Raw genomic sequence first — 24878 nt, 5'->3', positions numbered from 1 at the left:
GCTAGATCTAGCCTTGAGATGCTTTTGTTGTTTCAAATTTGTTTGGTGGCTGATCATTGGAAGCTTTACTAAATACCATTCGCCCTGTCGGTGTTTGTAATGCTCCAGTCACAACAACTTCAATTCTTTTACCTATCCATTTGAGCCCCTCCTCAATAACTACCATTGTGCCATCTTCAAGATAGGCAATACCTTGCGAATTTTCCTTACCTTCTCTAACGACTTTCAAAGTTAACTTCTCACCAGGTTGGACTTCAGGTCTTACAGCAAGAACTAAATCACTTAGGTTTAGAACCTTTATTTCTTGTACTTGAGCCACTTGAGATAAGTTGTAATCAACAGTGATTAATATTCCTGATAGATCTGAAGTTAATTTTAAGAGAATTTCATCAGTGCCATCTCCTTCGTATTTTGTACTATTAACAACCAATCTTCTCCCGTAAATTTCTCTTAATTGGTTTAGTAATTTCAACCCTCGCCTCCCTTTCCCTCTTTTTTCGTTATTACTAGAGTCAGCTAACTTTTGTAGTTCATCAATAACTGATTGGGCTACAATCAATTGCCCTTCAATTAACCCAAACCTTAGAAGAGCTTGAATACGGCCATCAATTATTACACTAGTATCTAAAACTTTTGCACTGGCTGGTGTAAGAATTCCATCTGCCATTAGTAGAGATTCAGTGCTGTTTGGGTTGAAAAGACGTAAAACAGTTCGACCATGCACATCAGCAAGGTTATATCCAAGAACTCCAAAAAAAATGTTGCTAAGTACAGCAAAAATAGGCTTTACGAAAAATAATTCAGTTGGCAAAGGTAAAAGTAGTACAGGTACTAATAAAAGGGTTGCTATTACTAGCCCTAAAACTATGCCAACTGATCTACTAACTAGCAGATCAGTTGGCATAGTTCTTATCCTTTTAGTTAATTTATTTCTGAATTGCTGAAAAAGAAAAGCTATTAAAAGGCCCACAAGTGCTGTTAAACCTGATAAAGCAATTTTTAAATTTTTTAGATTAGTAATTTTATCTAAAGTTTCTTGAGGTAACCAATTCACCCCAATCCATCCAGTGATTGCACCTGAGATAAGGAATAAAACCAGAATTACTAAGTCTGCCATATATTTAGGTTATGCTTGCATCTCGTTTTTTACGAAAGCTTTATTTATTTTCAAAGATTTGAACTGCAAAAATGACCATTTATTTGGGTTTGTATATCTAGAGCTCGAATGGTAAAACCACCAAGAAGTGCTTATGTCCACATACCTTTTTGCCATAAAAGATGTTTCTACTGTGATTTTTCTATTATCCCTTTAGGTGATAGCGCTGAAGGTCCAGGGAGTCCAGGAATAACTTCCATTAACGCATATTTGGATTTACTTCATAGAGAAATTTCAATCGCCCCCAATGGACCCCCTTTATCAACAATATATTTGGGTGGTGGAACGCCTTCTTTGCTAAATAAAAATGAACTAGGTGATTTATTTGAGAACCTTCATACGAAATTTGGATTTCAGGATGGAGCCGAGATAACTATGGAGGTTGATCCAGCAACATTTTCTAAAAATAACCTCGAAGAATATTTAGAAATTGGAATTAATAGATTTAGCTTGGGTGGCCAGTCGTTTGATAACAAAACTTTGGTCTCAATAGGCAGGAAACATAGTCGATTGCAATTATTGGAGGCTTGTGAATGGGTAAATAGATTATTTAAAAAGGGAAAGTTAAGGAGCTGGAGTCTCGATTTGATTCAAAATCTACCAGGTTTAACTTTAACTAAATGGGTTAAAGAGTTAGAACAAGCAGTGCAAACGGAAGCCCCACATTTGTCGATTTATGATTTAAATATAGAGCCGGAGACGGTTTTTGGAAGAATGCACAAAAAAGGTAAGCTGAAAATCCCTATTGAATCTGAAGCTCAAAAAATAGATTTAGAAACCAATAAATACCTCACAAACATAGGTTATTCTCGATACGAGATCTCAAGCTATTCTCTGCCAGGCCATGCATCTCGACATAATCGCATGTATTGGAGTGGTTCTGGTTGGTGGGGTTTTGGGATGAGCGCAACAAGTTCTCCTTGGGGGGAGCGATTCTCTAGACCAAGAACAATTGCTGGTTATAAAAAATGGCTTGATCAACAAGAGAGTCAATTATTAGAGAAAACTTTATTTATTGAAGAATCCAGCCCAATGCCATTGGATGAACTTTTCATGATTGGTCTTAGGAGACGTGAAGGTTTTCATTTTGAGGAACTTGCTATGAATTTTGGATGGACTCAAAAAGAATGCTTTAAACACTCAAAATCACTTGAAAAATATTGGCTAAAGTTTTTTAATGATGGATACTTACTAAAAAAAAATGGTAGATATTTCCTGAGTAATCCTAATGGGATACAGATTAGCAATCAAATTTTGATTCAGATGTTTTTGTGGTGGGATTCTCTTGATATTGATTAGTTGATTCAATCCATTTTTTTAGAGCATCAATACAAAGTTCTCGACCTGCAAATAAAGGTTTTGCAAAAGGCGGCTGGTCGATTGAAAGGCCAAGAATATCAGCTGTAACTCTTACTTGCCCATCGCAATCACTCCCAGCACCAATGCCAATTACAGGTATGTTTAAATGTTTTTTTAATTTGCTCGCAATTTCGCCTGGAATGTGTTCTAGAACTATTGCAAAACATCCTGATTCTTGTAGAAGTTCTGAGTCTTTTAGGATTTTATCTTGACTATCTTTATCTCTTGCCTGAGCTTTATATCCAAGTTGATGAACTGATTGCGGAGTTAAACCAAGGTGTCCCATTACTGGAATTCCCATTCTTACAAGTCTTTCAATTACTTTTAAAGTCTCGGGTTCTGCTCCCTCAAGTTTTACTGCTGAAGCACAAGAATTTTTCAAAAGAGTACCAGCAGCTTCAACAGCCTTATCTTCTCCACATTGATAGCTAAGAAAAGGGAGATCACAAACTACTAGTGGCTGTTTTGAAAGTGGGTTGCAAAAACCTCTACATACTGCCTGAGTGTGATGAAGCATCTGATCTAGTGTTACTGGGAGGGTTGTTGCGTGTCCTAAAACAACCATTCCAAGTGAATCTCCCACAAGCACAACATCTGCTCCTGAGGCTTCGACTATTGAGGATGAAATTGCATCCCAAGCAGTTAACACAGTTAACTGCTTGCCTAACTTTTTAAAACGAATCAAATCTGTGGTTTGCATTTAATTCTTAATAACGTGGCTAGCTATTGCTAGAATATTGTTGACTCGGCCCCATGCGGCTGTGACGCCTAAACCTGGTCAGGACCGGAAGGTAGCAGCCATATGGGATGCTCAAAGCAGGCGTGGACTCCGGGTCACCTTAATCAAATTTAGATTGATAGTCTCAGCGATTTTGTCTTAGTCTTAAAAACTCAGGTATTGAAGCCCCTGATTCTCTAGTTTCAGATTGTTCATAAAGGGATTGTGGAGTAAGTCTTGATCTATTCCTTTCACTTGAATAAATTTGATTACTGTCAAATCCAGTGGCAATAACCGTTACCTGAATCTCGCCCTCTAGTCTTTCATCAACAACTGTTCCAACTATTATATTTGCTTCAGGATCTACAACGTCAGATATAACTTCAGAGGCAGATGTCATATCTTCTAGAGTCATATCTTTACCTCCGGTTATGTTTATTACACATCCTTTTGCTCCATCTATTCGAGCTGCTTCAAGGAGAGGACTATTAATTGCTGCTTGAGCAGCTTCTAGAGCTCTTGATCTGCCGGAACCCAATCCAATTCCTAAAAGTGCAGTTCCAGCCTCGGTCATTACAGACCTAACATCAGCAAAATCTACATTAACTAATCCTGGACAAGTAATTATGTCGCTTATTCCTTGGACTCCTTTCATTAAAACATCGTCAGCGCTTCTAAAGGCTTCTTGCAGAGGTGCTCCTGAAATTACATCTTTTAATCTATCGTTTGGTATGACAATTAAAGTATCTACATTTTCTGCAAGCCTTGCAATGCCTTCATCAGCTTGCCTTAAACGACGCTTCCCTTCAAAACTAAACGGTTTGGTGACAATTCCTACTGTTAAAGCACCACTCTCTTTGGCAACCTGAGCAACAACTGGGGCAGCACCTGTTCCAGTCCCTCCACCCATTCCAGCGGCAATAAAGACAAGATCTACACCTTCTAAAGCTTGTTGGAGATCCGCCCTCGATTCCTCTGCTGCCTTTTGTCCAATGCTTGGATTTCCGCCTGCTCCAAGCCCCCTGGTGAGGCTTTGTCCTAGCTGAACTCTATGAGTTGCAGATGATTGAATAAGAGCTTGAGCATCTGTATTGAGTACTCGGTATGTGACTCCATCAAGATCACTATTGATCATTCGGTTGACGGCATTACTCCCTCCACCCCCAACACCAATAACCTCAATACGTGCAGATTGACTTGGTAGGATTCCTTCATCCATGTTGAAGCCAGATTTGTTTCCAATTCCCATCACCATATTCAGGATTAGAACTCGTTTTTGGCATTATGAACATCATCTATGAATTCTGTTGGTTTATTGGTTTAAATTGATTAACAAATTAATTTCTAGGATTTTAAGAGAATTGACTTTAATTTTTTAAAATTTTTTTTGTAATCAAGTCATAGCAGGGTTTCTACAACTCTTTCTTCAGCGCTTTTTCGATTTTTAGTTCTGGTTTACTTGGATCGGTTAGGTCCACGACTTTTACATTTGTGTTGATTAAAAGATTTGGTAATGATTTTTGGAGTTGGTTAAGTTTGTTAATTTGCTCAATTAAACGATCAGTGTTAGAGCCTAAAAAAACAGAATTGAAGTGCTCAGTTTTGAGGATTATTTCTTGAAGTGGGGTTATTTCAATTTTTAGAAGAGGACTTTGAATATAAAATCTATTTTTTATTATTGAAAGGATTTCATTTTTCTTATTTATATTCCAATTTTCTATAGATAATTTTATTTTACTTTTTTTTGATTTATTCACAAACCGAAGTGGAATCCATGACCCTTCATTATCAATCATTCCTTTCTCAATGGTATTTGAAATAACTCTACTTGCAAGAGCGATTGGCTCTCTTTCTACAATGTTTATATTGATTTGAGGTGGGAAAAAATTACGACTTACTGAAACGTTTTTGATTGGAAATTTTTTTATCAAATAAGATTCAATTTCTTTTGGATTTAATTCCAACAGATTTTTTGGGTAAAAAATACTTGTAGTTTTTTTAATTTCATTTTTTGTTATTCCAGAAAGACCAGTTAGTTTAGTTTGTTCGAAATCTATTGGTTTCCAAGCCTGGTCTAAAAATATGAAAAAAAGAAAAATTGATGTACTTGAAAAAAAAAGTAATTGCCAAAGTTCAATTAGGAATTTTTTACGTTGAAAAATATTTGACTTTTTATTTTGTTTGCTTCTACCCCCCCCACTTGTATTTGATTTTAAATATCGCATCTTGCTTTAGACATGAGCTGATCCATCCATTGTCGAGCACGCTCAGCATCTGAAAAAGGTACATCTATTTCGTTTCCAGAACCAACAAGTCTAAGTCGACAACGGCCTTGAGATTCCTTTGTTAGAGGAGCTTCTCCTGAACTAAGAGCCATTAGTTCGACCATTTCTAATTGTTTAACTTCGAAAATTGCTTCTTCTTTGAAACTACCAGCTTCAAAGCTGCTCCAACATAACAATCCATCTTTTAATCGGGCAGCCCCTGTCCCATCAAGCTTTGCAAGCTCTGAATCTTTAGCCCAAATAAGATAGAGATTTTGCCGCCTTCTTTCTAGCCAGCCAAGAGCAGTTATAAGAATAAAAGCCATCAATAATGGCAACCAAAGTAGACCGTGAATCATTTTTGGGAAAAGAAATCAAAAAATGTCATGGCTAAATTTATTCTCTTGATGTTTCTATGAGACTAGCAACAAGTTTTTCTAGTTTTAATCCTGAAGCTTCCCATAACATCGGATACATGCTTGTGTTTGTGAAGCCTGGCATGGTATTAACTTCATTTATATAAATCTGTTGCGTGCTCTCTTGGTAAAAGAAATCGACTCTCGCCAAGCCATAAGCATTAATAGCTTTACATGCCTCGATAGCTAAATTTTGTATCTTATTGGTTATTTCTGTATTCAATTCAGCTGGGATAATTGTACTGCTTAGATTCTCATTATATTTGGACTCATATGTATACCAATCAGTTTGAAATTTAACTTCGCCAACAACTGAAGATTTCATTATTGACTTTCCTAATACTCCACATTCAAGTTCTCTCCCTTCAATATTTTTTTCTACAATAATTCTCTCATCGTATTTTGCCGCAATCTCTATTCCATTAATTAATTCTTGTTTTGAGTATACTTTAGTGATACCAATTGAAGATCCTAGGTTTGCTGGCTTTACAAAACATGGATACTTTATTGTATTTTCTATTTTTTCAAAAAAAGACATCATAAATAATTTAGTTGATAAATTCTCTTTGTGTAAATAAATATATGGAGCTTGAGGAAGACTAAAAGATTTAAATATTGATTTCATTGCTATTTTATCCATACCTAAAGATGAACCAAGAGTTCCTGATCCGACAAAAGGCTTTCCTGTTAATTTAAATAATCCCTGAATAACTCCATCTTCTCCATTTGGACCATGTAATGCGGGAAACCATATGTCAACTTTGTTGCTTTCTTTTGGCAAATTAGTAAGATTATTGATGTTATTTTTATTGCTTTTTATTGATCTAGTTAATTCTTTTCCTTCAAATAAAATTGACTTTGAGTATTCTGAATCCGCCCAAAAACCATTCTTGTCTATATAAATTGGATTTACAATAAAACGTTCAATATTGCAAGAATGAGATAAGGCTGCGTAAATAGTTTGAGCTGATTTGATAGAAACTTCATGTTCACTTGAGTAACCACCAAAAACTAGTCCTATAATTTGCTTTCTATTCGACATGTCTATTTGCTTCTCAATATTCTATAAACGAAGTTTATTGAATTAATCAACATTTATAACAAGCTTCCAGTTAGAGAGAATGGACGTATTTCATTGATTTTTATATTCACTATTTCTCCAGGTTGAGGTGATTTTCTATCAATTGAGGATTTTGGAAAAAATGTTAGTCGATTTGTTCTAGTCCTTCCTAGTAATTGGGAATTATCTTTAGAATTTATGCTCTCAACGAGTATTTCCTGTAAAGAATCTTTATACCTTAAGTTTCTTTTCTTTGCAGTCTTTTCTACTAAATTATTAATTTCTCTTAGGCGATCGATTTTTATTTTTTCAGGTAATTGATTAGGCCATAAGGCAGCAGGAGTGTTTGGCCTGGGAGAATAGGCCGCAGTATTGACCAAATCAAATTTAATATCCTCTATAAGTGATAGCGTCTCTTCGAATTCATCTATCGTCTCTCCCGGAAAAGCCACAATTGCATCAGAGGTAATTGACGACTCAGGCATTAATTGTTTTATATAATTTACAATTTCTTTATAGGTTTGAACTGTATACCCTCGACCCATATTTTTTAGTATTTTATTACTTCCACTTTGGACTGGGATATGAAAGTGTTCGCAAACCTTAGGAAGTTTTGCACATACATCTATTAATTCTTTCGTGAAATACCTAGGGTGACTTGTGGCAAACCTTATACGCTCTATTCCCTCAATATCATGAATATATTCTAATAAATATGAAAGTGTTAATTGCCCAGATTTATTGAATTCATAAGATTTAAAGTCTCTGCCATAAGCATCTATATTTTGCCCTAAAAGGGTTATTTCTTTGTATCCAATTCTCGCTAATTCTTCAATTTCCTGCTTGATAGCTTGCGGTGTTCGTGATTGTTCTTTACCTCTAACCGAGGGAACTACGCAATAAGTGCATCGCTCATTGCATCCATAAATAATGTTAACCCAGCCACAGATTGCGCTCTCTCTTCTTGCTGTCGCAATGTCTTCGTAAATATGCTGTTCATCAGTCGCTAAAACTTGGTGTCCGTTATCAACTTGATTAAGAAGAGTCTCCAGTCGATTTGCATGCTGAGGTCCCATAACAAGATCTACTTCAGGAACTCTTCTTAAAAGTGTTTCCCCTTCTTGTTGAGCTAAGCATCCTGCAATGATAATTTTTAAATTAGGATCTGATTTTTTCCTTATAGCTTGCCTTCCTAAATAGCTGTAAACTTTCTGCTCAGCATTATCACGAATAGTACATGTGTTGTAGAGAACTAAATCTGCCTTAAGTTCCTCTTCCGCAAGCTTATATCCCATTGTTTGCAAAATGCCTGACATTCTCTCTGAATCAGCCTTATTCATTTGACAACCGAAAGTGGTAATCCAGTAGCTTCCTCTATGGCTTTTAAAAGACTTGCTTTGTTTAGTAGGAGCTATGGTTGTTGTCATCGCAGATTAATTTTTTTCCTTGGGGAAAAAGATTTTTTGAGATTGTCCTAAAAAAATGTTCAAGGGCGAGCGAGGGGATTCGAACCCCCGAATAGCGGCGCCACAAGCCGCTGCCTTAACCACTTGGCGACGCCCGCCTTGTGCTTTTAATCTACCAATGATTTGTCATTTTGAAATTCCAAAATGATTTTGGTAAAAAAATTTAGCTTGTTAGTATTGTAGATAGTTCGGATTGAAATTATCACTTTTTATATCTTGATCAAAACGCAATTGACAGGTATGGAAGTTACTGTGTGTAGGCAGAACCCGTAATAGTAAAAGCTCGGGATTGATATTTATTCAAAAGTGAATTTCGCAAAAGATTTTGAATTGATTGCAAGTCCTCCAAAATCTGGGCGAGTAGATGTTCTTGTCCCAAGATGTTTAATTGGTAATGGACAGGATGTGTTAGGTACCTCAACTGATAAAGAAGGACTGTTGTCTGTTCAGGTTGAGTGGCGAGATGGATTTATTACATCAATTGGGGGCTTAAAAGAAACTTCAAAGGTTCCTGGGGAAATCCTTCTGCCAAGATTTGCAGAACCGCATGCACATTTAGATAAAGCATTTTCATGGTCACGTTCACCTAACTTGAGGGGTAGTTATCAAGAAGCTTTAGCAGCAAATCTCCGTGAATATGAATTGAGGTCCGAAGAAGAATTAATTTTCAGAGTTGAAAAGTGTCTCAATCTAGCTCTTGTTAATGGGATCAGGGCAATTAGATCTCACATAGATAGTTTTGGAAAAACAGCAATGAGAGATTGGGATCTGATAGAAAGTATTAGAACAAAATGGCAAGAGAAATGTTTTTTACAGTTTGTGGCTTTGGTTCCATTAGATTTTTGGCAAAGTTATGAAGGTGAGCGTTTAGCTCAAAGAGTTGCTCTAAATGGAGATCTCTTAGGCGGGGTAATAGCGCCTCCTTTCAATAAGAGGAAGACTTTTAAGTCCTTACTTCACTTAGTGCAACTGGCAAATAGACTTAATTGTGATATTGATCTTCATATTGATGAGGCTCAATTCTGCCAAGCTGGGGGATTGAAATTACTTCTAGAGGTATTAGGCCAAGTTAAAAATGAGATATCAATAACTTGTAGTCATCTAAGCAGTATGGGCTTGTTAAGAGAAAAAGAGATTTCATTTTTAGCGGACAAAATGGCTAAGAACGGATTAAAAGTTGTTGCTTTACCATTAACTAATGCTTGGCTTTTAGGAAGAAAAGATCGATCCACTTTAACGAAAAGACCTTTAGCACCAATTTATCAACTTCAAAAAGCTGGAGTCGATGTATCTGTAGGAGGAGATAATATAAATGATTCATGGTTCCCTTTATCTAATTTTGATCCTATAAATTTAATGTCGTTTTCCATGCCAATTGCTCATCTATCTCCATGGGACAGATTGGGCCTCTCTCCATTTACTTGGTCTCCAGCAGATTTACTTAGCCTTAAATGGGATGGCCTTTTTCAAAAGGGAAGCCCTGCAGATTTTATTTTGTTAGATTCAAATAGTTGGGTAAAAGCTTTGTCTGAAAGGCCTAAAAGAAGAGTAGTAGTTAATGGTGAATTCTTGAATGAATTATCTAAAAAAACAACATTCACAAATCATGAGTCATGAATAGTAAAGAGAAAATAGAGTTTCTATTAAGTGAACTAAAACAAGTATCTGATCTAGAGATCTTCCAAAAAACTAGTGATTTAAAAAGGTTCTCTAAAGATTTCTTTGATTATTCACCAATATTGATTAATGAATTGAAAGATTGTTTGGCTGACATAGTTGTTCGACCACTTTCCTTAGATGCCATTATTGATGTTGCTCGAATTTGTAATAAGTACTCAACTCCATTGACCCTTAGAGGGTCAGGAACAGGGAACTATGGGCAGAGTGTTCCTCTTGACGGTGGAGTGGTTATGGTTATGTCTGGTCTTAAGAAAATTAGAAATTTCGATTTTAAATCAGGTGAAATCACAGTTGAATCTGGTTGTTTGCTTAGAGATATCAATGATGAGTTGATTAAAAATGGCCGTCAATTACGGTTGCTTCCAAGTACATGGAGAAGCGCCTCTATTGGTGGATTTATTGCTGGTGGTTCAGGTGGAATAGGATCCGTTCGCTGGGGCTTCCTCAGAGATCCTGGGCATTTGCAGGCCTTAGAAGTAATAACGACTGAGGATTCCCCAAGAAAACTAGAATTGAACGCAAATACTTCTGAGGCATTGAACCATGCTTACGGAACCAACGGAATTATTACTGCGTTGACATTAACAACTGCTCCATATGTTGAATGGCAACAAATAGTTGTCGATTGTTTTGATTGGAATCAGTCTGTTGACTTGTTATGCAAATTTAATTGTGCTGCACTAGAGCTTTATTTGGGAACCTTATTAGAGAAAGAAATTGTTAATTGTCTTCCACATTGGTCTGGTAAGCCTTCAGGCAAACATAGGATTTTATTGTTGGTGTCGCCTGATGGTGTTAGCACCATTGAGCGACTTGCGAAATCAGCTGGTGCTGACTTTTATGACTTAGGTCCAGAAAATCTTAAGGCTGGGACAGGCCTTCGAGAGCTTTCTTGGAACCATACAACTTTACATATGCGTGGTATTGATCCTGATTGGACCTATTTGCAAATGCTTCTTCCTCAGCCTGAATCTGAAATGATGAGAAAATTGAAATCTGATTGGGGATCCAATCTTTTATGGCATTTGGAATGTGTTCGTCAAAATGGAGTTCAAAGGATAGCTTCACTCCCACTTGTTAAATGGCAAGGTGAAGAGTCTATGAATCAATTAATCAGTCAATGCAGAGATCTTGGTGCAGTGATTTTTAATCCGCATACAATCACTGTTGAAGATGGAGGTCTAGGTGTAATTGATTCTGATCAAGTGCAAGCTAAGAGTAACTTTGATCCAAAAGGGATTCTCAATCCAGGTAAACTCAAAGGGTGGAATATAAAAGGCAATTAATTTAATTGATCTATTAAACAATTTAACTTGTCAATATTTCCCTTTGAAAAAGATCACCTATTAAATATAGCGATCCTGAAATGATAGGTGGTGGAGAGGGCCATTTAGGTTGTTTTTTAAGTGCTGATAAAACATCTTCCACGCTAAGCGCTTCTTTGATTTGGTCTTTAAATTCAGGGCAAAAACTTAAAATTTGATCTTTAGACCAGCTCTGTTGGCCTGGGACAGGAACGATCCAAGCTAAATCTTTTTCTCTAATTAGCTTATGCAAAATGCCTATCATGTCTTTTCTATTTTGAATCCCTAGTATCCAAATAATTCCACTTTCTTGATCAGTCCATGTGTCTCTTTCAATTGATAATTGCTTAGCCGCATGAGGATTATGTGCACCATCAACAACTATGGGCATCCCTTGCCATTTTGTTGTTTGAAGTCTTCCAGGCCATTTAGCAAGAGATAAGCCTTCTCGAAGTTGTCCTTCAGAAATATTCCATCCAAGATTTCTTAAGGATTCAATAATCCCCTTGGCTACAGCTGCATTTTCTTTCTGTATTGCTCCTGATAGGCCGAGTTTCCAGTCTGATGGAATCGGATCTACCCAATGAATGACTGCTTGTTTCCTTTTAGCAGTCTCCTCGAAAACTCTTTTTACAATATTATGTTGAGCAGCTGTAATAACAGTGCTCTTTGTAGTTATTACAGCTGCTTTCTCAATAGCTACTTTTTCTAGGCTATTACCTAAGTATTCACAATGATCAAGCCCAATAGCTCCAAATGCAATAATAGGTCTATATTGATGCGCGGTTGTTGCATCTAGTCTGCCTCCTAGCCCTACTTCAAGGATAAGAAGTTCAACATCCTTTAAAGTAAAATATTTAAGTGCTATTGCTATGACACATTCAAAAGGAGTCAAGCTATATTTTTTAACAATTGGAGAAAGAGACAGGCTTAATGATTGAAATTCTTCTTTTGATATTGGAGTCTTGTTGATACAAATTCTCTCGACCCAATCAACTAAATGGGGAGAGGTGGTAACTCCGGTTTTGATATTTACTAAGCTAAGAACACTATTAGTAAAAGCGGCAATAGAGCCTTTCCCATTTGTTCCTGCTATGTGAATAGCAGGTGTTTTTTTACATGGATCTCCAATGGCATTAATAGCCAATGACATACGATCTATGCCCAGCTTCATATCTTTATATTCTTTGCTCTTGCTTTCAAAAATGGAATCTGATTGTGTTATGAAAGTTTCATCAGACATTTGTCTAGTCTCGATAAAAGCTCGTTGATTTCTTTTTTTGTAATAGTTAAAGGAGGGACTATCCTTAATACTTTTTCACCAGCTGATACTAGAAGTAGTTTTTCTTCTAAGGCGGATTTGACAATATCAAGAGATGTTATTTTGATATTGTCTTTTATAACGAGACCTTGAATAAGTCCAACGCCTCGATTGGAAATAAATATGTCTGAATATTTATTTGAAAGTTTAATTAATCCTTCTTTTAATTGAGTACCTCTCTCGGTAACTTTATTTAGGAGGTCTCTTTTTTGTATTTCTTTCCCAACAGTTAGAGCTGCTCTGCAAGCGAAAGGATTCCCTCCAAAAGTGCTGGCATGATCACCGGGCTGAAAGACATCAGCTAATTCATTAACCAATAGAGCTCCAATGGCATGACCTCCACCAAGCCCTTTGGCTAGTGTGAAAACATCAGGTTTAATACCTAGTTGTTCATATCCCCAAAGAGTACCTGTTCTTCCCATTCCAGTTTGGACTTCATCAAATATCAATAAAACATTGCTGTAGGTACATTTTTTTCTTAAGAGCTCAAAAAACGATTTTCTCCCAATATTTATACCTCCCTCACCTTGTATGGGTTCAATAAATACAGCTGCAATTTGTGGACCTGTTTTTTCTAAATCATCAAATAGATTTTCAAAAGATTCACTGTCGTTATAAGAAAAAAACTTAAATCCCTGAACCATTGGCTCGAAACCTTTGTGGTATTTTGGTTGCCCTGTAGCACTTACAGCTGCGAGTGTTCTTCCATGAAAGCTTTCCCTTGAGCAAAGAATGATTGGGTTGTCGATGTTACGTTCTTTATGTCCATATTTTCTTGCCAATTTAATTGCAGCTTCGTTTGCTTCAGCACCGCTATTGCAAAAAAAGACACTCTTGGCAAAACTTTGTGAAGTTAACCATTGAGATAGCTCTTCTTGCTCTGGTATCCCGTAAAGGTTAGATACATGTTGAAGTTTTCTTAATTGTTTTGATAGGGATTTGATTAATGCTTTATCACTATGGCCTAGTGAACAAGTTGCAATACCAGCCACAGCATCAAGATATTTCCGGCCTTTTTGGTCCCAAACCCATGAGCCTTTACCCTTGATGAGATCTAAGGGAAAACGATTGTAAGTTTTCATCAATGAAGTGGGAGCGGTCGGACTTGAACCGACAAACCCGAAGGTGCCGCATTTTGAGTGCGGTGCGTCTACCAATTCCACCACGCTCCCATTATTTTTTATTTTATGTTAAAACTAGCAAAAATATGAAACTAAGCTGCATTTTTTTGAGTATCAATATTGTCTTCACTAATTATTTTGTTAGAGAAAGAACTATGAGATGTTGTTTGATCAAATTTTCTAGCAATAATAGAACCTACACTAGTTAATTTTTCTTCCAATTTTTCATAACCTCTATCTAAGTGTTCAAGGCCAGTGAAAATACTATTTCCTTTGGCAGAGAGACATGCAAGGATAATGGCAGCAGAAGAACGTAAATCTCCTCCATTTACATTTGAACCTATAAGTTCTTTTACTCCTTTTATGTAAGCAGTATTGTTTTCTAGATAAATACAGGCCCCCATCTTATTTAGCTCCAAAACATGTTGCATTCTCTTCTCAAAAACTCTTTCTTTGATTTTGCTTGAACCTTTAGCTGTGGCCATTAATGACATAAATGGAGCCTGAAGATCAGTTGGAAAGCCAGGGAATGGACTTGTGGTTATGTCAACTCCTGATATTTCTCTTGGAATGATTTTTAAATGATGATTCCCATGATGAGATATTGAACAGCCACATTCTTGTAATTTTGAAATAACAGTGCTCAAATGATTTGGAATTACTGGACCAACGATGAGAGGCGATCGTGTTATTGCTGCAGCAATAAGAAAAGTTCCTGCTTCTATCCTGTCGGGGATAACACAATGAGAAGTCCCGCTTAAAGATTCCACTCCAATGATTGTGATTCTTTTCGTTCCAGCTCCAAAAATCTTTGCTCCCATTGAATTAAGCATCTTCGCGAGATCCTGGATCTCTGGTTCTCTAGCCGGGTTCGATATTGTTGTTTTGCCTAAAGCTAAGCAAGAAGCCATCAATATGGTTTCCGTCGCTCCAACACTGGGATATTTAAGAGTAATATTTGCTCCATGTAATCTTTTGTTTTTGGTTGAAACTTGAGCTTTTACAACATCATTTATAACTTCAACTTCCGCTCCTAAAGCTTTTAGACCATTGATATGTTCATCCACAGGTCTTGCTCCAATATTGCAACCACCAGGCAAAGGGATTTTTGCTTCTCCAAGTCTTGTAAGTAAGGGCCCAACACAGAAAAAACTTGCTCTCAAGCTATGAACTAGTTGATAGGGTAATTCAGCGTTATAAATGGACTCTGCATTAATCTCAATAGAATTATTTGTTTTAGTTAACTTTGCGCCCAAATTACAGAGAATCTCTGACATGACTTCAATGTCCGTAAGTTGTGGGACATTTTTAATTAGGAGTTTTTCTTTCGTAAGAATAGACGCAGCCATTAAAGCGAGCGAAGAATTTTTTGCCCCACTAACTTTTAAAACCCCACTAAGCGGACGCCCTCCTTTTACCTCCAGATGTGGCGGAATAATATTCCTTTTAATTGTCGCCACACTACTCATGTTGAAGCAAACTGCTTACCAAGCCATAATGCCAAGTGGATTTAAAATAGTCCAGTCAACCTTATTGAAAATTGATGGGTTCAAATTAAATATTGATAATGTTGAAAGTTTGAATAAAATTTCATTATAGTTTTGTTGAACTTAATAAGAAAATTAATTGTTTATCTCAATGAAAGAAACTTTTTTGCTTTTCAAAAATTAAATAATTTGAGGTTAGAAAATTAATAATTCATATTTGCCATTGATTACAAGTAAAAGAAACCCTTTGGTTAGAAAATTAAGGGGTCTTTTGAAAAAAACTGGACGTGAAGAGCATTCTTCTCTCTTGCTTGAGGGGTCTCATTTGTTAGAAGAGGCTTTGAAAACAAATTTTTTGCCAACAGAAATAATTGCAACTCCTGAATGGTGTGATGAGCATGAGGAAGTTTTAAAAAAAATAGCTTCCAGATCCGTATTAACCCTAGTAACTTCGAACGTTCTAGAAGCATCTTTGTCAACAGTGACACCTAATGGTGTAGCAGCAATATTTCCAATGTCAGGGTTGCCAAAACCGGGAAAAGCCCCAAAACACATTTTGGCTTTAGATAGAATTCAAGATCCAGGCAATTTGGGGAATTTATTCCGATCAGCCCTTGCTGGTGAATATGAAGTTATGTGGTTGGCTGCTGGAGCAGATCCCCTAAATCAAAAGGTTTTAAGATCCTCAGCTGGGTCAGTTCTTCATTTACCTTTTGAACGAATTGGAGATTCATCTTCATCAAGTATTGAAATACTTGTTTCAAAACTCAATATTGCAATTGATGATAATTACCAAGTAGTAGGAACAATTTCACCGAATAAAATTACTGATAAGGAAGTGAAACCTTATTGGGAATTAGACTGGGATCTCCCTACTGTATTGGTTCTTGGTAATGAAGGCTCAGGTGTTCATTCTTCAATTGAAGCCTGTTGTACAGACTTTGTTACGCTGCCTCATAGCTCATTAGTTGATTCACTAAATGTGGCATCTGCTGCAGTTCCTCTGTTGTTGGAGCGACAAAGAGTAAAAATGGTAAGGGTATCCAAAAAAAACCGTGAGTGAAATTTCTTTTGACTTTGACTTAATTGTTGTCGGAGCTGGATATGGAGGTTTTGATGCTGCTAAACATGCAGCAGAGGCTGGCATGAAAGTGGCGATTGTCGAATCAAGAGATATGGGCGGAACCTGTGTCAATAGAGGCTGTGTCCCCTCTAAAGCATTACTAGCAGCAAGTGGCAAAGTTCGTGAGCTTGCTAATGTTCCTCATCTTGCTGAATTTGGGATCCATTCCGCTCCTGTTAGATTTGAACGTAAAAAAATTGCCGAACATGCTAAAAACTTAGTTGAGACAATTAGAAAAAATCTAACCAAAACATTAGAAAGATCGGGAGTAGAGATACTTAGAGGAGAAGGACGTCTAGAAGGTAATCAAAAGGTCGGTTTAAGAGAAGCTAATGGAGTTGATAGAATTTTTTCCGCTAAAAATATTATCTTGGCTACAGGCTCAGACCCTTTTGTACCGCCTGGAATTGAAATTGATGGACGATCTGTTTTTACAAGTGATGAGGCTATTAATTTAGAATGGTTACCAAGATGGATTGCAATAATTGGTAGTGGCTATATAGGTTTGGAATTCGCTGATATTTATACCGCTTTAGGCTGTGAGGTAACCATGATTGAAGCTCTAGATAAAGTAATGCCTACTTTTGATCCAGATATCACGAAAATTGCTTCAAGAAACCTAATTGATAAAAGAGATATTGAAACTCGAGCTGGAGTATTCGCTACTAAAGTTAAGCCAGGTTGTCCCGTCGAGGTAGAGCTTACAGATGCAAAGAGTCGAGAAGTTATTGAGGAGTTACAAGTTGATGCTGTTCTAGTCGCAACAGGCAGAGTACCTTCGACTAAAAATCTAAATCTACAATCCGTTGGAGTTGAAACAACAAGAGGTTTTATTCCAATTGATGATCAGATGAGAGTATTGGTAAATGAACAACCAGTTCCTAATCTATGGGCAGTAGGAGATGTCACGGGTAAGTTGATGTTGGCTCATACTGCTGCAGCGCAAGGGAGTATTGCTGTAGAAAATATTTTAGGAAAAGCAATAGAAATTGACTATAGAAGTATTCCTGCAGCGACTTTTACTCACCCTGAGATAAGTTCCGTTGGACTTTCGGAAGAGGAAGCAAAAGATCTGGCGAAAAATGAGGGCTTTGAACTTGGAATCGTTAGAAGCTATTTTAAAGCGAACTCTAAGGCATTGGCTGAATTAGAAAGTGATGGAATTATGAAGTTGATTTTTAATAAAGAGACGGGAGAGGTCCTTGGTGCTCATATTTATGGGTTACATGCGGCTGATCTTATACAAGAGGTGTCTAATGCAATTTCAAGAAGACAACGAGTCAATGACCTTGCAAAAGAAATTCATACTCATCCAACATTAAGCGAAGTTGTTGAGGTTGCCTATAAACAGGCATCTTTACAAATTAAGAAGTAGTTAAATCAAAAGTTTATTTTTATAGATCATTAATTATTTAAATTATGGAAATCAGAAGAAGACCTCCTAACCCAAGTATAAAAGTCGCTAATTTAGAGTATGCAATCCCTCATCCAGACTCAAAACCAAAAAATATTTTGGAGGAAATTGTTTGGGAAAAACATATAGAAGTTGAGATTGCAAGAAAAAAAGTTTCGCTTGAAGATTTAAAAAAAAAGATTAAGGATTTACCAAAAACGAAAAATTTTATAGGTGCATTAACAAATAGTAAGTCGAAACCAGCACTAATCTCAGAAATAAAAAAAGCTAGTCCAAGTAAAGGGATAATTAGAGAAGACTTTGACGCGAGAATGATAGGAAAAATGTATCAAGAGGGGGGTGCTAACTGCATATCAGTGTTAACAGATAAAAAATTTTTTCAAGGTGGTTTTGATGTCTTAGTTGAAGTTAGAAAGGAAATTACAATACCTATCCTATGTAAGGATTTTATTCTTTATCCATATCAGCTTTATCAAGCAAGAGCTTCAGGAGCTGATGCGGCACTTTTGATAGCTGCAATCCTAACCGATTCTGATTTAAAATACCTATCGAAGGTCGCTGATCATTTGGGATTGACAATATTGGTAGAGGTTCATGACTCAGAAGAACTTGAACGAGTCCTAAATATTAATGTATTTAATTTAATAGGTATTAATAATAGAAATTTAAAGAGTTTTAAAACTGATCTCGAAGTTACAAGGGAATTGGCTAAGAAATATGTTGATCAAATTAAAGAAAAATCTATTACTTTGGTGAGTGAGTCAGGTCTATTTTCTCGAGAAGATTTGACTTTGGTTCATGGTTATGGGGCTGATGCTGTTTTGGTTGGTGAATCTCTTATGTCACAGGAAGATATATTGGGTGGAGTTAAAAAGTTAATTGGTAACTTATAAATTAAGGAAAAGATCTATATCAATCAATTAAATTTATTTAGGGAAAATTTTTTCTACTTTTCCAATGATTAAATCTAATTTAATTAAACCCAATTCTCTACTATCAATGCTTGCCGAAGAGTTATCTCCTCTTAAATCAAATTTATTTTGATAAATCCGATGAATTCTTTTAATGATTAACTTATTTTTTGTTTTTGGATGAGAGGCAATGACGATATCTCCTATTTCTAAGTCAATATTTTTTGGATTTAATTTTTTATATATTATTAAATCTCCCTCTTTGAGCGTTCCCTCCATAGAAGTACCGACAACACGTAAATGTTGTCGGTATCCGATTATTAAGGTAAATAAAGTAAATAAGTCTGGCTTTTGGAAAAGGCGTTTATCAGCTTGCTGTAACCCAGTTATCACTTCTACCTTTTGAAGACCAAAACATCGAGTGAATCTTTTGTACAGCTGATAACAATTCTTCTGCCTTGGTTTGATCAATATTTACCTTGCATGCACTACAAAGCTTTGCTGCTTTCCAAAAAGTTTCATGAAGATCTGGATATGTAGCTAAGTGTTCAGGTTTGAAGTAATCAGTCCAGAGGATCAAAAGTTCTTTTTTGGCCTTTTGTGATTCTTCTTCTTTAATCGCAACGAAGCGAGAAAAAGTATTGTTATAAGCTGAAACGGAAGCTTGATCGTTACCAGCTGGAGATAGGGCAATGAGTTTTTTTGTCATAGACAAAACTGCCTCAGCGGCAACTCTCGCAGAAGCAGGGTCGTATACACCGCAAGGTCCGTCACAGTGAGCGTGAACAGATTTGGCTGGTAGCTTGTTAAAGATTGATTCAAGTGTTTCGCTCAACATCTGAAAATAATTTGAGAACAATTTTTTTTACATTAATGGCGTTTGTTCACAAACGCCATAACTTTTTCTAGAGCTTTCTGAAAATTTTAAGAAATTCACTTAACACCCAATAATTCCACTTCAAAAGTTAAAACTGAATTAGAGGGTATTGGACCTATCCCTCTGCTGCCATATCCCAATTCTGGAGGGATGACTAATTTTCTTTTGCCTCCAACTTTCATTCCTGCTACGCCCTCATCCCAACCCTTTATCACCATCCCTGCACCTAAAGAAAATTCAAAAGGACCTCTTCCATAACTGCTATCAAATTCTTTCCCATCATCAAGAGTACCCTTGTAATTTACAGAGACACTTGTTCCTGGAGTAGCTTCTTGACCATCACCTAAAACTAATTCAGTAATTTTCAGCCCACTTGAAGTTACTTGAGATGCTCCTATTTCAGATCCTTCTAGAGGAACGTTACTTGCACTGGTGTTATCTGAAGCCATAGTAAAAAGTAATGGATTTGGGTCTTCTGGGTCTAATTCAAATGGATTAGTTACAGATTTGCTGGTTTTTGTGGATTGCCTTACATCCGCTTGGATTGTTTGGTCAATTTGTAAGGCATTCGTTGGAGTTGGCGAGATGATTTGGCTGATCACTGCAATCATCAAGCAGCTAAGGCAAACAGAAAAGCTAATTAAGATTTCTCTCACTGCATTTTTGAGTAGTCGGAAATATTCTTGCAGATTAATACCCAAATTACATCTATTTAAAAGATAACTAACCAGAGAGTATGAATTTTGTCGGTGTATATTTTATCTAAATTGGATTTATGAATAATATCTATTTTCTTTTTTTTCAAGCTTTTGCTGGTGGAGCTCTAGCAGGAATCTCTCTTAGTGAAGGCAATTATATATTCATGCTTTTGGGAATATCTTTACTTTGGCCTGCTAGTAAGAATCCATGGGGAGGCTTTTGTTGGGGTGCGATGGCTATTTTATGGAGTCATAACTGGCTGCTATCTTTGCATCCAATCAGTTGGGTAGGGATAAACTCTAATTTAAGCTTACCTATTACCATTTTTATATGGCTTTTTTGTGGAGCCTTTGGAGGGACTCTCGTTTTTATTTGGTCAGCTTTGAGTTGCTTTTTGGCTCCTAGAAGACTGCAGTTTTCTAAATTAGAAAATAAGTTTATTTATGCCGTCTTATTGTCAACAATATGGGGCCTAACTGAAGAAATATTATCTAGAGGCCCCTTGTTTTGGATGGGTGTAGGGCCAAGTTTATTACCACAAGATAGATATTTGGCTGGCTTAGCAAGATGGATAGGTTCGGGAGGATTGGCCTCAATTCATCTTTTAGTTGGATGGTGGATTTGGCAACTTTCAATTAGTTTTCAAGCTAGAAAAAAATTCAAGAAATTGATTATTCATGGCTTTGCTTATTTTTCGTTAGCTCATTTAATTGGATTTATCTTGTTGTTGGATTCTCCAACTGATTCGGCAGAGAAGGTTGCGATGTGGCAAACAAATATTCCAATAAGACAAAAATTTAGTCAGGAAGAAATAAATGCTTTGCCTTCAAAAGTAAAAAGTGCATTAACTGATGCTGTTGAAATGAATGCATCTTTTTTAATTGCTCCGGAGGGAACTTTGCCACTGGATAGATCAAAGATTCGAGATTTTCCTATTAAATTTCTATCTGGAGGTTTCAGGAAAATAAATGGTTCTCTACGAAGTTCACTATTAGTTTTTAATCCAGTTGAAGAGTCTTTTTCGGAAGTACTGGACAAATCTAGATTAGTCCCTCTAGGAGAATGGATTCCTACATTGCCAAGTTTTTTGCTAAGTGGTCTTTCTGCAGTAGGTGGAATTGAAAGTGGGAATCCATCAAGACTTCTTCATTGGGAGGGGCCATCTTTCGCAGGTTCTATTTGTTATGAATTGAGTAATGGTAAAGCAATAGCTAAAGCAGTAAATCAAGGGGCTAAATGGATCTTAGTGATTGCAAATTTAGATCCCTATCCTATATCTTTGCAGAGACAATTTTTATCTATTGCTCAATTAAGGAGTATTGAAACCTCAAAAAATTTAATATCTGTCGCTAATACCGGCCCGACATCTTTGATTAAAAGTAATGGGAAAATTGATACCCTTCTTAAGCCAAATAAAGAACTTGTCCAACTCGTTGACTTGGAATTAAATGGAAAGAAAACAGTATATACATTGATTACTGATTTACCTTTAATTTCAGTGATTTTTGTAAGTTTAATAGGTGTTTTGAGATTACGTAAGTATGATCAATATTAATACTCTTTCGAAATAAGTCCTCCTCCTAATACATAATCACCCTTGTAAAATACTGCTGCTTGCCCAGGCGTTATTGAAAACTGATCTTCTTCAAAATTAATTTGACATTTATAACAATAACTTTCTTGAGTACTATCAATAATTGGTGTTAACTTTGCTTTTACAGCTTTACTTCTATATCTAATTTGGACCTCAACTTCTATAGGTTTTTTAGGCGCTTCAATTGATACCCAATTTATTTCTTTGACAATACACTTTGACTTCCCAGAGTCTTCTCTTGGGGCAACAATTACTCTATTTAATGAGGCATCAATTTCAACTACATGTAAAGGAACTTCCCAAGCAATACCTAGTCCCTTTCTTTGTCCTATCGTGAAATGCTGAATTCCATTATGGGATCCTATAATTTTTCCGTTTTTAAGGACAACTTCTCCTTTCTTTGGGGGTAGATACTTATCAATAAATGCATTCATTGATCCGTAATGTTCAGCAAGACAAAGGTCTTGACTTTCTGGCTTTTCGGCGGTTTTTAATGAATGTTTATTAGCTTCGATTCGTGTGATCTCTTTAGTTAATTCTCCAAGAGGAAAAATAGTTTTTCCTAATATTTCTTGAGGGAGATCATATAAAAAATAGCTTTGATCTTTGTTGAGATCTTTGCCTCTTAAAAGCTTATGTCTTTTAATTCCATCACTCGGAAGATCATTTTTGTTGAAAGATTCATTTGAATATCTAATCCTTGCGTAATGCCCTGTAGCGATCTTTTCGATGGTTTTATGTTCCTCAACCCATTTCAGCATTTCTGAAAATTTAACTGATTTATTGCATCGAGAGCATGGCAAAGGGGTAATTCCTTCCTCGTATCCTTTTACGACATTATTGATGATTTCGTTTTGAAAGATTTCTTTTGAATCCACTATGTGATGCTTGATTCCAAGTTGTTCACATATCCCGGCAGCATCAATTAATCCATCTGAGCAGCAAGAGCCTTTCCCCTTCATTAGCCACAAAGTTAATCCTGCCACATCCCAGCCAGCTTCACAGAGAAGAGCAGCCGTTAAAGAGCTATCTACGCCTCCAGAAAGCCCGACAACAACAGAATGATTCCCAGAAAAATTTTTCAGTCTTTTTAATGTTGTTGCGACTGTTTCTTCTGAAGTCAAATGATTAATGACTTTTTTTGTTTCCCTTGTTTCCACATTCATGGGCATTGATAGTAGCTTCTCTTAAGCGGGTTTGGTTGCTTTTTGATTTTGAATTGGCCTCAATCTGATTCGGAACATTTGATGGTTTCTGCAGCGCAGATGCAAAACATAGAAAAAGAAATGTTTTCTATGGGTATGCCTGTTGAAGCTCTTATGGAAAAAGTAGGGATTGGTATCTCTTCATGGATACTAGACAGACAAGGATTGATTGAAAATGGTGCACTCGTTTTAGTAGGCCCAGGTCACAACGGAGGCGATGGACTTGTTGTCGCTAGAGAACTTTATATGGCAGGTGTTGATATCTCTATTTGGTGTCCATACCCATTGAAAAAAGAATTAACAAAAAAACATTTCGACTATGCAATGCAGATTGGGATTAAAAACCTTTTGCAAAAACCCGATTCGAATTCTGATTTATTATGGATTGAGGCTTTATTTGGATTAGGTCAATCAAGAATTCTTTCTGATGAAATAGGACACTTATTGAATAAGAAGAAGACATTTAGTCCTTATAAATTAATTAGTATTGATGTCCCTGCAGGATTGGACTCAGATAATGGGAATACCTTATCAAATTCATCATGCATAGCCTCATCTACATTATCTTTAGGCTTGTTTAAGTCTGGGTTGATTCAAGATTCAGCTATTGATTTTGTAGGTGATTTAGAGAGAGTAGATATCGGGATCCCAGATAAGATTTTGGCGGATCTCCCTAAAACCCAGCCATTAAGGATTTCTTTTTCAGATTTGTCAACTTTTGTTTGGCCCAAACCAAGTAAAAGTAAAAGTAAATACCAGAGAGGGAGAGTTCTGGTCGTTGCAGGAAGTGAGATATACAGGGGAGCAGCATCACTTGCTTTGAATGGAGCTTTAGCAAGTGGAACAGGTAGTGTTAGCGCTTTTTTGCCTAGTTCAGTTTCATCTTCTCTTTGGAGTACTCATCCTGAAGTCTTATTGCTTGGAGATTTAAAAACTTTTCAGAACGGTTCTGCAGATTGTTCCAAAGTCTTCAATGAAGTTGATTTAAGTAGGTTTGACTCGATTTTGCTTGGCCCAGGATTAGGAATTGCAGAAGAAAAAGAATTTTTTGGAGCTGATTTACAGGATTTCAAAGGCCTGCTAATTCTTGATGCTGATGCGATAAATCGTCTTTCGATAACTTCGAAGGGTTTTAAATGGCTAAATACTAGAAAAGGTCCCACCTGGCTTACCCCTCATTTAGATGAATTTAAGAGGCTATTTCCTTTTATTGATTATTCGAACCCATTGAAGGCTGGACTTGAGGCTTCAAAAATTTGTAGTTCTTCGATCTTATTGAAATGTGCTCATAGTGTTATTTCTGATCCAGAAGGGAAAACCTGGCAAATAGGACAAGTAAGTTCAAGTGTTGCAAGAACTGGCTTTGGCGATGTATTGGCTGGTTTCGTTTCAGGGATGGGAGCTTTTGGCCTGGCAACTAATAATCAAGTGGATACAAATTTGCTTGCTGCATCTGCATTGATGCATGCATATGCAGGTTCATCTTGCTCAAAAGGGAGTACAGCAAGTGCTATTTGCACTTTTCTTGGTGAATTAATAAAAAAAGAAAGTTCTTGAAATGTTTTGAAACAAACATTTAGAGGGCTCTAAATGGTCGATTTGGTGCCATTTGTTAACTAATCGTCAACAGAATCTGAAGCCTTCTTGAAACCCAGGGCTTTTTTACAATTTATGTAGGAAAGTCTTATCACTTTGAAGTACGG

The 24878-nt window shown here is 36.6% G+C and carries 22 protein-coding genes, 2 tRNA genes and 1 other RNA gene; 9 read left to right on the top strand and 16 right to left on the bottom strand.

Going from position 1 to position 24878, the window contains the following annotated elements; translation table 11 throughout:
- Positions 1-7: 7 nt before the first annotated feature.
- Positions 8-1117: a PIN/TRAM domain-containing protein gene (locus AC6EJB_RS05395; protein ID WP_498492777.1), complete on the bottom strand. Its 1110-nt coding sequence runs from the start codon at positions 1115-1117 to the stop codon at positions 8-10.
- A gap of 108 nt (positions 1118-1225) precedes the next feature.
- On the opposite strand from AC6EJB_RS05395, the gene hemW reads away from it, so the two are divergent.
- Positions 1226-2455, top strand: a complete 1230-nt coding sequence (gene hemW / locus AC6EJB_RS05390; protein ID WP_498492775.1) for a radical SAM family heme chaperone HemW — start codon at positions 1226-1228, stop codon at positions 2453-2455.
- On the opposite strand, the gene panB is transcribed toward hemW, so the two are convergent.
- Positions 2397-3215, bottom strand: a complete 819-nt coding sequence (gene panB / locus AC6EJB_RS05385; protein ID WP_498492774.1) for a 3-methyl-2-oxobutanoate hydroxymethyltransferase — start codon at positions 3213-3215, stop codon at positions 2397-2399. The genes hemW and panB overlap by 59 nt on opposite strands.
- A gap of 42 nt (positions 3216-3257) precedes the next feature.
- On the opposite strand from panB, the gene ffs reads away from it, so the two are divergent.
- An RNA gene (ffs, locus tag AC6EJB_RS05380) (signal recognition particle sRNA small type) lies at positions 3258-3354 on the top strand.
- Between the two features lie 24 nt (positions 3355-3378).
- Here the strand turns inward: ffs and ftsZ are convergent.
- The 6 genes from ftsZ to AC6EJB_RS05350 form a co-directional block, all read right to left on the bottom strand.
- Positions 3379-4482, bottom strand: coding sequence for a cell division protein FtsZ (gene ftsZ / locus AC6EJB_RS05375; protein ID WP_498492772.1), 1104 nt, complete (start codon positions 4480-4482; stop codon positions 3379-3381).
- Positions 4483-4645: 163 nt separating this feature from the next.
- Positions 4646-5458: a cell division protein FtsQ/DivIB gene (locus tag AC6EJB_RS05370; RefSeq protein WP_498492770.1), complete on the bottom strand. Its 813-nt coding sequence runs from the start codon at positions 5456-5458 to the stop codon at positions 4646-4648.
- Positions 5446-5856 carry a hypothetical protein gene (locus AC6EJB_RS05365; RefSeq protein ID WP_498492768.1) on the bottom strand — a complete coding sequence of 137 codons (411 nt, stop codon included), beginning with the start codon at positions 5854-5856 and terminating at the stop codon, positions 5446-5448. Before AC6EJB_RS05365 ends, AC6EJB_RS05370 begins: the two co-directional genes overlap by 13 nt.
- A gap of 37 nt (positions 5857-5893) precedes the next feature.
- The gene (locus tag AC6EJB_RS05360) at positions 5894-6955 is read right to left on the bottom strand and encodes a D-alanine--D-alanine ligase family protein (protein ID WP_498492766.1); all 1062 of its coding nucleotides are present in this window, start codon (positions 6953-6955) and stop codon (positions 5894-5896) included.
- 53 nt (positions 6956-7008) lie between these two features.
- Positions 7009-8400 (bottom strand): tRNA (N6-isopentenyl adenosine(37)-C2)-methylthiotransferase MiaB, encoded by a 1392-nt coding sequence (gene miaB, locus AC6EJB_RS05355; RefSeq protein ID WP_498492764.1) that lies wholly within the window; start codon positions 8398-8400, stop codon positions 7009-7011.
- Between the two features lie 64 nt (positions 8401-8464).
- Positions 8465-8537 (bottom strand) — tRNA-His (locus AC6EJB_RS05350).
- Positions 8538-8745: 208 nt separating this feature from the next.
- Between AC6EJB_RS05350 and AC6EJB_RS05345 the strand changes: the two genes are divergently transcribed.
- Both AC6EJB_RS05345 and AC6EJB_RS05340 read left to right on the top strand, forming a co-directional pair.
- Positions 8746-10056 carry an amidohydrolase family protein gene (locus AC6EJB_RS05345; protein ID WP_498492762.1) on the top strand — a complete coding sequence of 437 codons (1311 nt, stop codon included), beginning with the start codon at positions 8746-8748 and terminating at the stop codon, positions 10054-10056.
- A complete protein-coding gene (locus tag AC6EJB_RS05340; protein ID WP_498492760.1) occupies positions 10053-11405 on the top strand; it encodes an FAD-binding oxidoreductase in 1353 nt (450 codons plus the stop codon). Before AC6EJB_RS05345 ends, AC6EJB_RS05340 begins: the two co-directional genes overlap by 4 nt.
- 22 nt (positions 11406-11427) lie before the next feature.
- Here the strand turns inward: AC6EJB_RS05340 and AC6EJB_RS05335 are convergent, their stop codons facing one another.
- The 4 genes from AC6EJB_RS05335 to murA form a co-directional block, all read right to left on the bottom strand.
- Positions 11428-12666: a bifunctional folylpolyglutamate synthase/dihydrofolate synthase gene (locus AC6EJB_RS05335; RefSeq protein WP_498492758.1), complete on the bottom strand. Its 1239-nt coding sequence runs from the start codon at positions 12664-12666 to the stop codon at positions 11428-11430.
- Entirely contained in the window at positions 12645-13826 is a 1182-nt protein-coding gene (locus tag AC6EJB_RS05330) for an aspartate aminotransferase family protein (protein WP_498492756.1), read from the bottom strand. The genes AC6EJB_RS05335 and AC6EJB_RS05330 overlap by 22 nt, the downstream gene beginning before the upstream one ends.
- Before the next feature lie 8 nt (positions 13827-13834).
- Positions 13835-13916, bottom strand: a tRNA-Leu gene (locus tag AC6EJB_RS05325).
- Between the two features lie 41 nt (positions 13917-13957).
- A complete protein-coding gene (murA, locus tag AC6EJB_RS05320) occupies positions 13958-15334 on the bottom strand; it encodes a UDP-N-acetylglucosamine 1-carboxyvinyltransferase (protein ID WP_498492754.1) in 1377 nt (458 codons plus the stop codon).
- 241 nt (positions 15335-15575) lie between these two features.
- Here murA and AC6EJB_RS05315 point away from each other — a divergent pair, with 241 nt between their 5' ends.
- From AC6EJB_RS05315 to trpC, 3 genes are read left to right on the top strand one after another with little or no spacing between them, the layout of a single operon-like run.
- On the top strand, positions 15576-16415 hold the full coding sequence (locus tag AC6EJB_RS05315) for a TrmH family RNA methyltransferase (RefSeq protein ID WP_498492752.1): 840 nt from the start codon (positions 15576-15578) through the stop codon (positions 16413-16415).
- Positions 16408-17850 carry a dihydrolipoyl dehydrogenase gene (gene lpdA, locus AC6EJB_RS05310; RefSeq protein ID WP_498492750.1) on the top strand — a complete coding sequence of 481 codons (1443 nt, stop codon included), beginning with the start codon at positions 16408-16410 and terminating at the stop codon, positions 17848-17850. Before AC6EJB_RS05315 ends, lpdA begins: the two co-directional genes overlap by 8 nt.
- 44 nt (positions 17851-17894) lie before the next feature.
- On the top strand, positions 17895-18782 hold the full coding sequence (gene trpC, locus AC6EJB_RS05305) for an indole-3-glycerol phosphate synthase TrpC (protein ID WP_498492747.1): 888 nt from the start codon (positions 17895-17897) through the stop codon (positions 18780-18782).
- Positions 18783-18815: 33 nt separating this feature from the next.
- Here the strand turns inward: trpC and sodX are convergent, their stop codons facing one another.
- From sodX to AC6EJB_RS05290, 3 genes are all read right to left on the bottom strand, one after another.
- Positions 18816-19193, bottom strand: a complete 378-nt coding sequence (sodX, locus tag AC6EJB_RS05300) for a nickel-type superoxide dismutase maturation protease (protein WP_498492744.1) — start codon at positions 19191-19193, stop codon at positions 18816-18818.
- Positions 19168-19638, bottom strand: a complete 471-nt coding sequence (sodN, locus tag AC6EJB_RS05295; protein WP_498492741.1) for a superoxide dismutase, Ni — start codon at positions 19636-19638, stop codon at positions 19168-19170. Before sodN ends, sodX begins: the two co-directional genes overlap by 26 nt.
- Positions 19639-19733: 95 nt before the next feature.
- Entirely contained in the window at positions 19734-20288 is a 555-nt protein-coding gene (locus AC6EJB_RS05290) for an FKBP-type peptidyl-prolyl cis-trans isomerase (protein WP_498492739.1), read from the bottom strand.
- A 164-nt stretch (positions 20289-20452) separates the two neighbouring features.
- On the opposite strand from AC6EJB_RS05290, the gene AC6EJB_RS05285 reads away from it, so the two are divergent.
- Entirely contained in the window at positions 20453-21931 is a 1479-nt protein-coding gene (locus tag AC6EJB_RS05285) for an apolipoprotein N-acyltransferase (protein ID WP_498492738.1), read from the top strand.
- On the opposite strand, the gene mnmA is transcribed toward AC6EJB_RS05285, so the two are convergent.
- Positions 21928-23142, bottom strand: coding sequence for a tRNA 2-thiouridine(34) synthase MnmA (gene mnmA / locus AC6EJB_RS05280; protein WP_498492737.1), 1215 nt, complete (start codon positions 23140-23142; stop codon positions 21928-21930). The two genes, AC6EJB_RS05285 and mnmA, sit on opposite strands and share 4 nt — an antisense overlap.
- 42 nt (positions 23143-23184) lie before the next feature.
- Here mnmA and AC6EJB_RS05275 point away from each other — a divergent pair, with 42 nt between their 5' ends.
- The gene (locus AC6EJB_RS05275; RefSeq protein WP_498492735.1) at positions 23185-24732 is read left to right on the top strand and encodes an NAD(P)H-hydrate dehydratase; all 1548 of its coding nucleotides are present in this window, start codon (positions 23185-23187) and stop codon (positions 24730-24732) included.
- Positions 24733-24878: the final 146 nt, after the last annotated feature.

Source organism: Prochlorococcus sp. G4PB17 (assembly GCF_059772445.1).
Note: the sequence above shows the minus strand (reverse complement) of the source record. Positions and strands in the feature narration are given on the sequence as shown.

What these genes read in the sequence shown, in the direction of transcription:
- hemW (WP_498492775.1), top strand. Translation starts at nt 1,226, where the DNA reads ATGGTAAAACCACCAAGAAGTGCTTATGTCCACATACCTTTTTGCCAT.
- mnmA (WP_498492737.1), bottom strand. Translation starts at nt 23,142, where the DNA reads ATGCCCATGAATGTGGAAACAAGGGAAACAAAAAAAGTCATTAATCAT.
- AC6EJB_RS05290 (WP_498492739.1), bottom strand. Translation starts at nt 20,288, where the DNA reads ATGATTGCAGTGATCAGCCAAATCATCTCGCCAACTCCAACGAATGCC.
- AC6EJB_RS05340 (WP_498492760.1), top strand. Translation starts at nt 10,053, where the DNA reads ATGAATAGTAAAGAGAAAATAGAGTTTCTATTAAGTGAACTAAAACAA.
- sodN (WP_498492741.1), bottom strand. Translation starts at nt 19,638, where the DNA reads ATGTTGAGCGAAACACTTGAATCAATCTTTAACAAGCTACCAGCCAAA.
- trpC (WP_498492747.1), top strand. Translation starts at nt 17,895, where the DNA reads ATGGAAATCAGAAGAAGACCTCCTAACCCAAGTATAAAAGTCGCTAAT.
- AC6EJB_RS05395 (WP_498492777.1), bottom strand. Translation starts at nt 1,117, where the DNA reads ATGGCAGACTTAGTAATTCTGGTTTTATTCCTTATCTCAGGTGCAATC.
- miaB (WP_498492764.1), bottom strand. Translation starts at nt 8,400, where the DNA reads ATGACAACAACCATAGCTCCTACTAAACAAAGCAAGTCTTTTAAAAGC.
- AC6EJB_RS05330 (WP_498492756.1), bottom strand. Translation starts at nt 13,826, where the DNA reads ATGAAAACTTACAATCGTTTTCCCTTAGATCTCATCAAGGGTAAAGGC.
- AC6EJB_RS05285 (WP_498492738.1), top strand. Translation starts at nt 20,453, where the DNA reads ATGAATAATATCTATTTTCTTTTTTTTCAAGCTTTTGCTGGTGGAGCT.
- AC6EJB_RS05365 (WP_498492768.1), bottom strand. Translation starts at nt 5,856, where the DNA reads ATGATTCACGGTCTACTTTGGTTGCCATTATTGATGGCTTTTATTCTT.
- murA (WP_498492754.1), bottom strand. Translation starts at nt 15,334, where the DNA reads ATGAGTAGTGTGGCGACAATTAAAAGGAATATTATTCCGCCACATCTG.
- panB (WP_498492774.1), bottom strand. Translation starts at nt 3,215, where the DNA reads ATGCAAACCACAGATTTGATTCGTTTTAAAAAGTTAGGCAAGCAGTTA.
- AC6EJB_RS05370 (WP_498492770.1), bottom strand. Translation starts at nt 5,458, where the DNA reads ATGCGATATTTAAAATCAAATACAAGTGGGGGGGGTAGAAGCAAACAA.
- AC6EJB_RS05360 (WP_498492766.1), bottom strand. Translation starts at nt 6,955, where the DNA reads ATGTCGAATAGAAAGCAAATTATAGGACTAGTTTTTGGTGGTTACTCA.
- ftsZ (WP_498492772.1), bottom strand. Translation starts at nt 4,482, where the DNA reads ATGGGAATTGGAAACAAATCTGGCTTCAACATGGATGAAGGAATCCTA.
- AC6EJB_RS05335 (WP_498492758.1), bottom strand. Translation starts at nt 12,666, where the DNA reads ATGTCTGATGAAACTTTCATAACACAATCAGATTCCATTTTTGAAAGC.